Here is a 12,433-nt window from a genome sequence, read left to right as displayed (position 1 = left end):
CCCGGATGGGGAATCACCCATGAACGGGCAGTAGTTTCCTGCCTGTTGCGCCGCCGGGGACCTCGATCACTCACATGACGGCCGAGGGGGTCCATGCGAGACAGCCCCCGGCGGCGACACCCCTCTCCCGCCCCCCGTTGATCTCGTCAGAAGGTCGCTCCATGCCTCCCGCCGCCGCGCAGCACGTTCCCCCGGGTCTCGGCACACCTCCGCGGACTCCGGTCAACCGTCCGTCCCGGAAACGCTCCGGCCAGGTGAACGTGCTGGAGCCCGAACTCCTCGCCACCTCGGCCCGGGAGGCCGTGGCCAAGCTCCACCCGCGTGAACTCGTCAAGAAGCCGGTGCTGTTCGTCGTCGCCGTCGGATCGGTCCTGACCACCCTCTCCGCCCTGATCCACCCCTCCGTCTTCACCTGGGTGATCAGCGTCTGGCTCTGGCTCACGGTCCTCTTTGCCAACCTCGCCGAGGCCGTCGCCGAAGGCCGCGGCCGCGCCCAGGCCGAGTCGCTGCGCAAGGCGCGCACGGACACGGTCGCGCTGCGCCTGAACCACTGGACGTACGGCGCGAACCTGCGCCGCGCCGAGACCGAGGTGGTCACCCCCGCCGAGCTCCAGCCCTTCGACTTCGTGCTCGTCGAGGCCGGCGAAGCGATCCCGGCCGACGGCGACGTCGTCGACGGCGCCGCGATGGTGGACGAGTCCGCCGTCACCGGCGAATCGGCCCCGGTCCTACGGGAGTCGGGCGGCGACCGGTCCTCGGTGACCGGCGGCACGACGGTCCTCTCCGACTCGATCGTCGTACGCGTCACCTCGCGCCCCGGGAACAGCTTCATCGAGCGCATGATCGCCCTGGTCGAGGGCGCGTCCCGGCAGAAGACCCCGAACGAGATCGCGCTGAACATCCTGCTGGCCGCCCTGACCGTGATCTTCATCCTGATCGTGGTCAGCATCCAGCCGATGGCTGCCTACGCGGGAGCCGCCCAGTCCACGACCGTGCTGGTCGCTCTCCTCGTCACCCTCATCCCCACCACGATCGGCGCCCTGCTCTCCGCGATCGGCATTGCCGGCATGGACCGCCTCGTCCAGCGCAATGTCATCGCGCTGAGCGGACGCGCGGTCGAGGCCGCCGGCGACGTGAACACCCTGCTCCTCGACAAGACCGGCACCATCACCCACGGCAACCGCGAGGCAGCCGAGTTCATCCCGCTCCCAGGGACCGACCACACCAAGCTGGCCGACGCCGCCCAGCTGTCCTCCCTCGCCGACGAAACCCCCGAAGGCCGCTCCGTCGTCGCTCTGGCCCAGCGGTACGGGCTCCAGCCGGCCGCCGCCGAGGATCTCAGCAACCCCCGCTTCACCGAGTTCAGCGCCCGCACCCGGATGAGTGGCGTCAACCTGAGCTGGGACAACGGCGCGGGCTGCGCCATCCGCAAGGGAGCGGTGACGGAGGTCATGGACTGGGTGTCGATGCGCGGCGGGACCGTACAGGCGGAGGCCGCTGCCTGGTCGGCTCAGGTCGCGCAGTCCGGCGGAACCCCGCTGCTGGTGGCGGTCCACGACTGGGACGGGCCGCGGGTGCTCGGCATCATCCACCTCAAGGATGTCGTCAAGGACGGCATCCGGGAGCGCTTCGCGGAGCTGCGCGCCATGGGAATCCGTACAGTCATGGTGACCGGTGACAACGAGCTGACGGCCCGGGCCATCGCCGCCGAGGCAGGCGTGGACGAGTACCTCGCGGAGGCCACGCCCGAGGACAAACTGGCCCTCATCAAGCGGGAGCAGGCGGGCGGCAAGCTCGTCGCCATGACGGGCGACGGCACCAACGACGCCCCCGCACTGGCCCAGGCCGATGTCGGCGTCGCGATGAACACGGGTACCTCGGCCGCCAAGGAGGCCGGGAACATGGTGGACCTGGACTCCAACCCCACCAAGCTCATCGAGATCGTCGAGATCGGCAAGCAGCTCCTCATCACCCGCGGCGCGCTGACCACCTTCTCCATCACGAACGACGTTGCGAAGTACTTCGCGATCATCCCGGCCATGTTCACCGCGGCCTACCCGGGACTCGAAGCCCTCAACATCATGGGCCTGAGCAGCCCCACCTCGGCGATCACCTCGGCGATCATCTTCAATGCGCTGATCATCGTCGCCCTCATCCCGCTCGCCCTGCGCGGTGTCCGATACAAGCCCGCCTCCGCGCACGACCTCCTACGCCGCAACCTCGGCGTCTACGGCCTCGGCGGCCTGATCCTGCCCTTCGTAGGCATCAAGCTCATCGACCTGCTGGTGTCCACGGTCCCTGGCCTCGGCTGATCGTCCGATCGGGACTCGGCTGGTTCGTCCGCGTTAAGGACGCGTCAGTATTGCCTCACTCCCGTGCAAAAAGGATCTCGCTGCGTACGCTGACTCAGCCGTCGATGTCGATGGCTGATTCTTAGCCGTACGACAGGAGCCCCCCACGATGGCCACCCCTGCCCGCACGTCACGCCTGCGCGCGTGGATGCTGGAAGGCCTGACCGCCGAAAACAGTTCGCCCGCCGCCAAGGAGGCTGCCGCCCAGCCCCACGGCCGGCCATGGTGGCGGGTCATGTGCCTGACGGGTCTCGACTACTTCTCCACCCTCGGCTACCAGCCCGGCATCGCGTTCCTCGCGGCCGGACTGTTGTCACCGCTGGCGACCATCGTGCTCGTGCTGCTCACCCTCTTCGGCGCGCTGCCCGTCTACCGGCGGGTGGCCGAGGAGAGCCCGCACGGCGAGGGCTCCATCGCCATGCTGGAGCGGCTGCTCACCTTCTGGAAGGGGAAGCTGTTCGTCCTGACACTCCTCGGGTTCGCGGCGACCGACTTCCTCATCACCATCACCCTCTCCGCCGCCGACGCCACCGCGCACCTGGTGGAGAACCCGCACCTCACCAGCACCCTGCACGGCCACGAGGTACTGATCACCCTCATCATGATCGCGCTCCTCGGGGCCGTCTTCCTCAAGGGGTTCAGCGAGGCCATCGGCGTCGCCGTGGTCCTGGTCGTCACCTACCTCAGCCTGAACGTCGTCGTCGTGGCGGTCGGGCTGTGGCACGTGTTCACCGCACCGCAGGTCATCACCGACTGGACGGAAGCGCTGACCACCGAGCACGGCAACTTCTTCATGATGATCGCCATCGCACTCGTCGTGTTCCCGAAGCTCGCGCTCGGTCTGTCGGGGTTCGAAACGGGCGTCGCGGTCATGCCGCACGTCAAGGGCGACCCCGACGACACCGACGAGAGGCCCGCCGGCCGGATCCGCGGTGCCAAGAAGCTGCTGACCACGGCCGCCGTGATCATGAGCATCTTCCTGATCTGCTCCAGCCTCATCACCACCCTGCTGATCCCCGCCGCCCAGTTCGAGCCGGGCGGCGAGGCCAACGGCCGCGCCCTCGCCTACCTGGCACACGAGTACCTGGGCTCCGCCTTCGGCACGATCTACGACATCTCCACGATCCTGATCCTGTGGTTCGCCGGATCCTCCGCGATGGCGGGCCTGCTCAACCTGATGCCGCGCTACCTGCCCCGCTACGGCATGGCCCCGCACTGGGCCCGCGCCCTGCGCCCCATGGTCATCGTCTTCACCCTCGTGGCATTCCTGGTGACCTGGATCTTCGACGCCGACGTGGACGCACAGGGCGGCGCATACGCCACCGGTGTCCTCGTCCTGATCACCTCGGCGGCGGTCGCCGTGACCATCGCCGCCCGCCGGGCGGGGGAGCGCGGCTGGACCATCGGCTTCGGTGTCATCTCCGCCGTCTTCATCTACACAACCGCGGTCAACATCGTGGAGCGCCCCGACGGCGTGAAGATCGGCGCCTGCTTCATCGCCGGCATCATGGCCCTCTCCCTCCTCTCCCGCCTCGCCCGCGTCTTCGAACTACGCGTCACCGACGTGGAGCTGGACGATATGGCTCAGCGGTTCATCCGCGACACCGCCAACCGCACCATCCGCTTCATCGCCAACGAACCTGACAACCGCGACAAGACCGAGTACCGCGAGAAGGTCGAGCAGATCCGCGCGGACAACGACATCCCGCCCGGTGACGATGTCATGTTCGTCGAGGTCACCGTCCTGGACGCATCCGAGTTCGAATCCGGGATGCGGGTACGCGGCGAAGTGCTGCACGACCGCTACCGGGTGCTGACCCTGGAGAGCTCCAGCATCCCCAACGCGCTCGCCGCCCTCCTGCTGCACGTCCGCGATGCGACCGGGCAGCGTCCCCACATCTACTTCGAGTGGACCGAGGGCAATCCGTTCGCCAACTTCTTCCGTTTCTTCCTCTTCGGCCAGGGCGAGGTCGCACCCGTCACCCGCGAGGTCATCCGCGAGGCCGAACCCGACCGCACCCGCCGCCCCCACGTCCACGCCGGCTGACCCCGGATCCGGCGTCAAGATGCCGACAGGAATCGCGCTGGAGCCTCGCCAAGGCGAGGGACCGGCGCGATTCTCATGATGTGACCATCGACTGGCTTCCCGACCGTGGCATCCGCCGGGCGATTCTCGCCCTCGGCGCGGCGGGCCTGACTGTCATCGCCACCGGCGCCTTCCTCGAGGCCCTCTGGCTGCTCGGCCTCGGCGTCTGGGCCGTGATCGCCGCGATGATGATCGAGCTTGTCTACCGACCCTAGAGACCGAAGCGCCGGTCGCGGTGCTCCTCAGCCGGTCCGCGCCGTACGAGGGGTCGACGCGATCGCCCCGACTACCTCGGGTCGCGGTTGAACTGTCGCGTCGACCAGTGGTAGCCGAGCGCGATCAGGCCGACGCACCAGGCGATCGCGATCCATCCGTTGTTGCCGATCTCGGTGCCGAGGAGGAGGCCGCGCAGGGTCTCGATGGCCGGGGTGAAGGGCTGGTACTCGGCGATCGGCTGGAACCAGCCGGGCATGGTGTCGGCCGGGATGAAGGCACTGCAGATGAGGGGGAGAAGGATCAGCGGCATGGCCATGTTGCCGGCGGCCTCGGGGTTCGGGCTGGCCAGCCCCATGCCGACCGCTATCCAGGTCAGCGCCAGGGCGAAGAGCACGATGAGCCCGAATGCTGCCAGCCACTCCACGACGGTCGTGTCCGTGGAGCGGAAGCCGATGGCCACTCCGACGGCGCCGACGAGGACCACGCTCATGACGGATTGCAGCACGCTGCCGACGACGTGCCCGATGAGTACCGAAGGGCGGTAGACCGCCATCGTGCGGAAGCGGGCGATGAGGCCCTCGGTCATATCCATGGAGACGTACACCGCGGCCCCGATCACGGTGCTGCCGATGGTCATCAGCAGCAAGCCCGGGACGATGTAGGCGATGTAGTCGGAACGGTCGGCGCCGCCGCCACCGATGCCCGCGCTCATCACGTCGCCGAAGATGTAGACGAAGAGCAGCAGCATCATGATCGGCGTGAGCAGCAGGTTCAGGCTCCCTGACGGGTAGCGCCGCGCGTGCAGCAGGTTGCGGCGCAACATCGTGTTGGAGTCGCGTACAGCGAGAGAGAGGGCGCTCATCGGGCTGTCTCCTTCGGCTGGTTGGGGACGTCGGCCGGGCACGGTGTTGCCTGCGTCGGCAGGGCTGAGTCGGGCCTCGCCAGGCTGCTCGCCACCTCGGTGGGCAGGATCTGCGGCGGACTCTGGTGGTCGGTCGGACCGCATTCGTACGCGCCGCGCCGAAGCGATGAGCCGCGCGTGCGTGCTATGCCCGCTGACGTGAGCAGTTGAGGCTACTTCCCGGTCGTGCCGGGTGCCCTGTCGAGGGATTCCTGGTAGGCGTCCGCATACGTGGGAGAGTCCTTGATCAGGTCGTCACAGAACGCCGCGACGTCGCTGCCGATGAGTTGCAGGACGCCCTTGCCCGACGCGACGCCCTCCTCGAAGAAGTCGACGATCCCGGGGAGCAGGGGGCCGTCGGGCAGGTCGATCGGTCCGACCTTGAACAGATACTTCTGCATTTCCTTGTAGACGATCTGGTAGTCCGGCGGGAGTGCCTTGACCCGGGCCGTGTGCGCCCGCCACTGCTTCTTGCCCTCGATGATGTCCTGGATGCCCATGTCAGCCTCCCAGCCTGCTCAGTTTCCCGGCGACGTTCCTGTTCAGCTGCTCGCGCCAGCGGTCGCGATAGGTTCGGGCCCCTTCGCCGCCGGCCAGTGCTGTGCAGAAGCCCCGGATGTCGTCGCCGAGTACCTCGTGGACGCTCTGCCCGTCGGCCGCTGTTTCTTCGAGCAGTCCCAGGGCGGCGTCGAGGATCGGCATCAGGTTGCGGCCGGTGAAGTCCCCATGGGGGAGGAGGTCGACCTTGATCTGTTCCCACGCGGCCCGGTAGTCGCCCGGCAGGGCGGCGGCCCGGGCTTCGAACGCCTTCCACTCCCTGGTGAGATCGCTGCCTGTGATGGTCTCCCAGAAGTTCATCGCCCGCCCCCCTTGAGCTTGTCGATGCGTGATGAGACGTACTGCCATTTCGCCCAGAACTTCGCGAGCTCCTCGCGGCCCGCGTCGTTGAGCGCGTAGAACTTGCGCGGGGGACCGACCCCGGAGGGTCGCTTCGTCACCTGGACGAGTCCGTTCTTCTCCAGCCGCAGCAGGATGGTGTACACCGTCCCCTCGATGACGTCGGTGAAGCCCAGCTCGTTCAGCTGACGGGTGATGGCGTACCCGTAGGTCTCCTCGCGGTCGATGGTCTCGAGCACGCACCCTTCGAGCGTGCCCTTCAGCATCTCCGTCAGGTCGTCCATCTCAAGTCTTCCTCCTCGGCGTCACCGGTACTGCGTAGTACCGAGTACAGCTATACGGTATCACCGAGTAGTGGAGGGTGTCGGCGAACGGCGAGTCGCGTTCACGGGTAGCCGGGGGTGCAGTCGGCCGTGTCGGGATGCGTGTCGAGCAGGTCGCTCCAGGCTGCTTACGTCATGAGTTCAATTGGGCGCGGATGAGCGAGTCGAGTCGTTCCCGCCGGTCAGCGTGCAGAGCCTGGACGCAGTCAGGGACGTCGGAGCCGGATGCGACTTCAGCGTGGCCCTGCGGCAGGACGGCACCGTTTGGACCTGGGGCTCGGGAGCCAACGGTCGCCTCGGCTCGGGCGAGGACACCGACCGGGCGACACCGCAGACGGTCCCCGGAGCTCACCGATGTCGAGTCCATCTCGGTCGGCTGCGACCACGTCCTGGCCCTCACCGCCGACGGCGCGGTGAAGGCATGGGGCAAGAACGCCGAGGGCCAGCTCGGCAACGACAGCACGGAGGACAGCAAGGCGGGGTGCTGCTGCTCCGGCCCAGCGACCCGGATGCGGCGCAGGCCAGTGGCATGGTGACCGGCGTGCGTGTGCGCGTGCGGTGCGGGGCCGGATGCCCGCCGGGTCCCTCGGAGGTTGACAGGTACACGACCTAGCGGTTCACTCCGGCAACACGCAGGTCTGGACCAGTAGAGGATTCGAGGCCCCCATGTCCGTGTACTTACACACCCGCAGTCGCGTGCTGCGCCGGGCAGCCGTCGCGGCCGCCGCCCTGGCGGTCGTGACGCTCGGCTGGACGCTCTCCGCCGCCGAAGCTGCCCCACCGCCCGGTCCGGCCGTCGCCGCGCAGGCGGTCACGTTCGAGGACAACTTCGACGGCCCGGCGGGCGCGGCGGTCGACCCGGGCAGGTGGCAGACGGAGACCGGGGACAACGTCAACAACCACGAACGGCAGTACTACACCCCCGGCGCCGCCAACGCGGCGCTGGACGGCGGAGGGCACCTGGTCATCACCGCGCGCCGCGAGAACCCGGGCAATTTCCAGTGCTGGTACGGCCGGTGCGAGTACACCTCCGCCCGGCTGAACACCGCGGGCCGCTTCACCCAGACGTACGGGCACGTGGAGGCCCGCATGAAGGTGCCGCGCGGACAGGGCATGTGGCCGGCCTTCTGGATGCTCGGCCACGACATCGGCCAGGTCGGCTGGCCCAACAGCGGAGAGATCGACGTGATGGAGAACGTCGGCTACGAGCCCGGCACCGTGCACGGCACGCTCCATGGCCCCGGCTACTCGGGTGGCGGCGGCATCGGAGCGGCGTACACCCTCTCCGGCGGGCGGGCGTTCGCCGACGACTTCCACACGTTCGCCGTCGACTGGGCCCCGGACTCGGTCACCTGGTCCGTGGACGGGCAGGTCTTCCAACGGCGCACTTCGGCGGACCTGGGCGGCCGACAGTGGGTGTTCGACAAGCCGTTCTTCCTGATCCTCAACCTCGCGGTCGGCGGGGACTGGCCGGGCAACCCGGACGGCTCCACCGCCTTCCCGAACCACCTGGTCGTCGACCACGTCCGCGTCACGGCCTGGGACGGCGGCAGCGGCGGAGGGACCACCGGCGCCTTCGTCGGCCTCGCCGGGAAGTGCCTCGACGTGGCCGGTTCGCAGACCGCCAACGGCACCCAGGTCCAGCTCTACACGTGCAACGGAACCCCGGCCCAGCGCTGGACCCTCCCCGGTGACGGGACCGTCCGCGCGCTCGGCAAATGCCTGGATGTGAACGGCGCTTCGACCGAGCCGGGCACGAAGGTCCAGCTGTGGGAGTGCAACGGCACCGGCGCGCAGCGGTTCGACTACAACGCGACCACCCGCGACCTGGTCAACATCACGGCCGACAAGTGTGTGGACGTGCGCAACCAGGACTCGGCCGACGCGACCCCCGTCCTGATCGGGTGGTGCACGGGCAACGCCAACCAGAAGTGGACACTGACCGGCTGAGCCCGGAGGCCGGGGTGGCGGACGTATCCGCCACCCCGGCCGTACCGGCACGGATCAGCGGATCAGCGGGCAGCGGCGGCCCGATAGGCCGCGGTGAACTTCCCGAACGCGTCCGTCAGCGCCCCGGTGAGCACCAGGTGGTCCGCTTCGGCGAAGGGCTTCGCCGCCGCCGCGGTGGGGTGCGTCCCCATCTTCTGCTGGACGATCGAGCGGGCCTTGGCGGCCAGCGCCCGGGCCGCCTCGGACCGGCCCGCGCCGGTCTTCTCCAGCACCTTGGCCGCGGCGGCGAGCGCCCGCAGGACCGGCTCTCCGCCGTCCGGAGGCGCACCCGGAGTGGTCAGCCCCCAGCCGTACGGGAACTGCGGATCGTAGGCCGCGTCTCCCACGTTGACCGGCAGCTGCTGCTGGGAGCGGGGCCAGGTCACCGGGAGCTGACCGGTGAAGGGGCGCTTGCCGTACAGGACATCGGCGACTCCGTCGCCCTCGGTGCCGGGCAGCCAGGACGCCACGAGGGCCCCCATGCGGTCCAGGCGGTCGCCGATGAGCTGCGGACGACCCGAGACCACCAGTACCACGCACCTCATGGCGGCGCACACGGTGTCGATCACCGCCTGGTCGGCCGTCGAAAGTTCCAGGTCGTGGCCGTTGCCGACATCGCCCACGCCCTCCGCGTACGGGGTCTCGCCGACGACCACCACGCCCACGTCGTGGCCCGCCGACGGGGCGGAGGCGTCCTTGGAGTAGGTGACGGAGTCCGGGGTGGCGGCGGCCTTCCGCATCGCCTCCAGGACCGTCGTGCCCTCGGTGATGTCCCCGGAGGCGCCCTGCCAGGTCACCGTCCAGCCGCCGGCCTGGTTGCCGAGGTTGTCGGCGTTGGACCCGGCGACGTACACCCTCTGCGAGGGCTTCAGAGGGAGCAGCCCGCCGTCGTTCTTCAGCAGCACCTGCGACTTCGCCGCCGCCTCGCGGGCCACGGCCCTGTGCTCCGGCGAGCCGACGCGCGCGAGCCCGGAGGTGTCGGCGTACGGCTTCTCGAACAGGCCCAGCTTGAACTTCTGCTCCAGGATCCGGGATACGGCGTCGTCGATCCGGGCCATGGGGATGCGGCCGGCCGCAGCCTCGGAGACGAGGGTCGCGTGGAACTCCCGGTACGCGGTCGGCACCATGATCATGTCGAGGCCGGCGTTCACCGAGGTCCGCACGTCGCTCGGATAGTCCCCCGGGATCTGGTCGATGGCCTGCCAGTCGCTGATGACGAAGCCCTCGAAGCCCATCCGGTCCTTCAGGACGCCGTTGATCAGCTCGGCGTGCGCGTGCATCTTCACCGGGCCCGCGTCATCGCCGAGGATGTCCACCGAGGAGTACGAGGGCATGACCGAGCCCACCCCGCGCTCGACCGCCTCCCGGAACGGCGCGAGGTGCACCGCCTCCAGCTCCTGCCGGGTCACCCGGGTGATGCCCTGGTCGATCGTGTACGAGCCGGTGCTCGACGAGCCGAACTCGGTGCCGCCGTCGCCCGCGTAGTGCTTGGCGGTGGCCAGTACCTTGTCCGGACGGGACAGGTCCCTTCCGTCCGGCGCGCCCTGCATCCCGCGGATGACCGTCTCCATCGCGGTGACCAGCGCCGGGTCCTCGCCGAACGCCTCGTACGAGCGCCCCCAGCGCTCGTCGCGCGTCACGCACAGGCAGGGTGCGAAGTCCCACGGGACGCCGGTCGCCCGGACCTCGGCGGCGGTCACCGCGCCGGTCCGCTCCACCAGCTTCGGGTCGCGGGTCGCGCCCAGCCCGATGTTGTGGGGCATGATCGTGGTCCCGATGACGTTGTTGTGGCCGTGCACCGCGTCCACGCCGTAGATCAGCGGGATCTGCAGGCGGGCCGCCCGGGAGCGCAGCTGGTACCCGTCGATCATCTTTGCCCAGGATTCCGGCGTGTTCGGGTTCGGGACCGAGCCGCCGCCGGAGAGCAGCGAGCCGAGCCCGTACCCGGCGATGTCCCCGGGGGCCTTGAGCGCGTTGCGTTCGGCCTGGGTCATCTGCCCGGCCTTCTCCTCCGGCGTCATCCGGGCCAGCAGATCGGCCACCCGCCGCTTCACCGGCAGCGCGGGGTCGAGGTAGGGCAGACCGTGCGCGTCGATGACGACCTGCGGGTCCTCGGCGGGCGGCCGCGCGCCGGTCACGGTCAGTGCGAGCGGCACCGTTTCGGCGCTCTCGCCCTCGCCGTCCCGGTCCGTGGTGACGGTGACCGTACGGGAGGTGCCGGAGGGGGTTCCGGCGGGGAAGGTGAGGGTGCCGGTCACCGGGCGGTAGTCGGCGCCCGGGGTGGCGGTGCCGCCGCGCGTGGCGTACTCGACCGTGACCGGCTCGGACAGGGGCGCGGAGCCGGTGGTCGCCACGGAGACGCGGATGCCGGCCGAAGCGCCTTCCTTCACAGAGTGAACGGGGGAGTCGGTGAGGACCGTGGCCCGTAGTGCCGGGTCGGCCGCGCCGTAGAGCTCGACCGCGTCCATCAGGAACTCGCCCGGCCGGCCCACCGGGAAGGTGACGGCGTAGCCCCACATCTCGCGCAGTCCCAGCACCTGGTCGATACCGCCGACGGGCTGGTAGTCGGTGCGGTACTCGAACCGGGAGAACGGGATCTCGACGAGGTGCCAGCCCTGCCAGTCGTCGGTGAACGAGGTCGTCCACAGCTCGGACGCCTCGCCGTTCGCGCCGCCGTCCTTGAGCTCGAAGTGCACGCGGGGGCCGGAACCGGGCGGCAGCGGCGCCGTGTTCTGCCCGTACCACCAGAACCGGATGCCCTTGCGGGAGCTCCAGTCCTGGGCGGGCCGGTCGAAGGCGAAGTCGTGGCTGAAGCCGCCCCAGCCGCTGATGTCGTACGAGCCGCGCAGTACCTTCGCCCCTTCCGGGGCGTCGGCGCGTTCCTCCAGGGCGAGCCGGGGTTGGTCGTCGGCGTCGCTGCCCCAGGTGAAGATCCCCTCGGCGGGCGGGCCCGCGAACGGAATCTCGCCCTCGAAACGGTCAACGGCGATCGGGGGCGGCTCGGCTGCCGGGCCCGCCGGGGATGCCGTGGCAGCACCGAGGGGGAGCAGGCCGGCGAGCAGGCCCGCACAGGCGAGCAGGGCGTATCTGGTCCAGGGCCGTGCCTTGTTCACGAGTTTCCTCCGAGGTCTATACCACCGGACGGGACACCGCGTGAGTCAACCGACCGGGCCGGGTGTCGTCAAGACTTGGAGACATGCTGGCCCGAAGTCGACACCAGCGGCGGTTGGGTCGGTTCTGCATTCAGCACCCGAACACGCGATCTCAGACAGCCCGGACTCCGCCACCGCCCAGGTGGTGCCCTCCGCGAACGATCCCGCGGCGTCCCGGGGCACTTCGACCAGCGGGACAAGCGACGACTGGACGTACGGCACCGCTACGGCGAGGTATGGGGCTACGACGCCCTCCGATCCCTGCTCCCGGGCTCCCGCCGGCGCCGCCGAAAGCCGGGGGCGGTTGCGCTGAACTGCGCTTTTCTGGAGCCGGCCTTTGGGTCGAGGTCATCCGCAGAGGAGCCGGTGGCCCGACTTTGGTGACGGTTCGTCATGCCCGCAGGTCGGCGTCCCGCAGCCTGGTTCGCGGTGGATGAGCGAGCGCTCCTCAGCCTGCGGCTCAGCTAACTCAAGACCGGCCACGTGATGTGGGATCCGGCCATTTCGGCGTTCGGAAG

The 12,433-nt window shown here is 69.4% G+C and carries 10 protein-coding genes and 1 pseudogene; 6 read left to right on the top strand and 5 right to left on the bottom strand.

The genetic code is table 11. The features are described from left to right. The first annotated feature begins 161 nt into the window (after positions 1 to 161). The 3 genes from kdpB to OG373_RS06475 all read left to right on the top strand — a co-directional run bounded on the left by kdpB (position 162) and on the right by OG373_RS06475 (position 4,652). The gene (gene kdpB / locus OG373_RS06485) at positions 162 to 2,312 is read left to right on the top strand and encodes a potassium-transporting ATPase subunit KdpB (protein ID WP_405436596.1); all 2,151 of its coding nucleotides are present in this window, start codon (positions 162 to 164) and stop codon (positions 2,310 to 2,312) included. Positions 2,313 to 2,460: 148 nt separating this feature from the next. Next, the gene (locus OG373_RS06480) at positions 2,461 to 4,398 is read left to right on the top strand and encodes an APC family permease (protein ID WP_405436595.1); all 1,938 of its coding nucleotides are present in this window, start codon (positions 2,461 to 2,463) and stop codon (positions 4,396 to 4,398) included. 80 nt (positions 4,399 to 4,478) lie between these two features. Continuing rightward, on the top strand, positions 4,479 to 4,652 hold the full coding sequence (locus tag OG373_RS06475; RefSeq protein ID WP_405436593.1) for a hypothetical protein: 174 nt from the start codon (positions 4,479 to 4,481) through the stop codon (positions 4,650 to 4,652). A gap of 71 nt (positions 4,653 to 4,723) precedes the next feature. On the opposite strand, the gene OG373_RS06470 is transcribed toward OG373_RS06475, so the two are convergent. From OG373_RS06470 to OG373_RS06455, 4 genes are all read right to left on the bottom strand, one after another. Beyond that, positions 4,724 to 5,515 (bottom strand): ABC transporter permease, encoded by a 792-nt coding sequence (locus tag OG373_RS06470; protein ID WP_405436592.1) that lies wholly within the window; start codon positions 5,513 to 5,515, stop codon positions 4,724 to 4,726. Positions 5,516 to 5,727: 212 nt separating this feature from the next. Then, the gene (locus OG373_RS06465) at positions 5,728 to 6,054 is read right to left on the bottom strand and encodes a DUF1048 domain-containing protein (protein ID WP_405436591.1); all 327 of its coding nucleotides are present in this window, start codon (positions 6,052 to 6,054) and stop codon (positions 5,728 to 5,730) included. Position 6,055: 1 nt separating this feature from the next. Beyond that, positions 6,056 to 6,412, bottom strand: coding sequence for a DUF1048 domain-containing protein (locus OG373_RS06460; protein ID WP_405436589.1), 357 nt, complete (start codon positions 6,410 to 6,412; stop codon positions 6,056 to 6,058). Continuing rightward, entirely contained in the window at positions 6,409 to 6,735 is a 327-nt protein-coding gene (locus OG373_RS06455; RefSeq protein ID WP_405436588.1) for a PadR family transcriptional regulator, read from the bottom strand. The genes OG373_RS06460 and OG373_RS06455 overlap by 4 nt, the downstream gene beginning before the upstream one ends. Before the next feature lie 226 nt (positions 6,736 to 6,961). Here OG373_RS06455 and OG373_RS06450 point away from each other — a divergent pair. The 3 genes and pseudogenes from OG373_RS06450 to OG373_RS06440 form a co-directional block, all read left to right on the top strand. Beyond that, a pseudogene (locus tag OG373_RS06450) lies at positions 6,962 to 7,081 on the top strand (chromosome condensation regulator RCC1); the annotation flags it as partial. A 58-nt stretch (positions 7,082 to 7,139) separates the two neighbouring features. Beyond that, on the top strand, positions 7,140 to 7,310 hold the full coding sequence (locus OG373_RS06445) for a hypothetical protein (protein ID WP_405443959.1): 171 nt from the start codon (positions 7,140 to 7,142) through the stop codon (positions 7,308 to 7,310). Positions 7,311 to 7,440: 130 nt separating this feature from the next. Next, positions 7,441 to 8,724: a ricin-type beta-trefoil lectin domain protein gene (locus OG373_RS06440; protein ID WP_405436587.1), complete on the top strand. Its 1,284-nt coding sequence runs from the start codon at positions 7,441 to 7,443 to the stop codon at positions 8,722 to 8,724. Positions 8,725 to 8,786: 62 nt separating this feature from the next. Here the strand turns inward: OG373_RS06440 and OG373_RS06435 are convergent, their stop codons facing one another. Then, positions 8,787 to 11,876, bottom strand: a complete 3,090-nt coding sequence (locus tag OG373_RS06435) for a glycoside hydrolase family 3 N-terminal domain-containing protein (protein ID WP_405436585.1) — start codon at positions 11,874 to 11,876, stop codon at positions 8,787 to 8,789. Between the last annotated feature and the right edge of the window lie 557 nt (positions 11,877 to 12,433).

Origin of the sequence: Streptomyces avidinii, from assembly GCF_045161815.1 — a bacterium.
GTDB lineage: Bacteria > Actinomycetota > Actinomycetes > Streptomycetales > Streptomycetaceae > Streptomyces > Streptomyces avidinii.
Note: the sequence above shows the minus strand (reverse complement) of the source record. Positions and strands in the feature narration are given on the sequence as shown.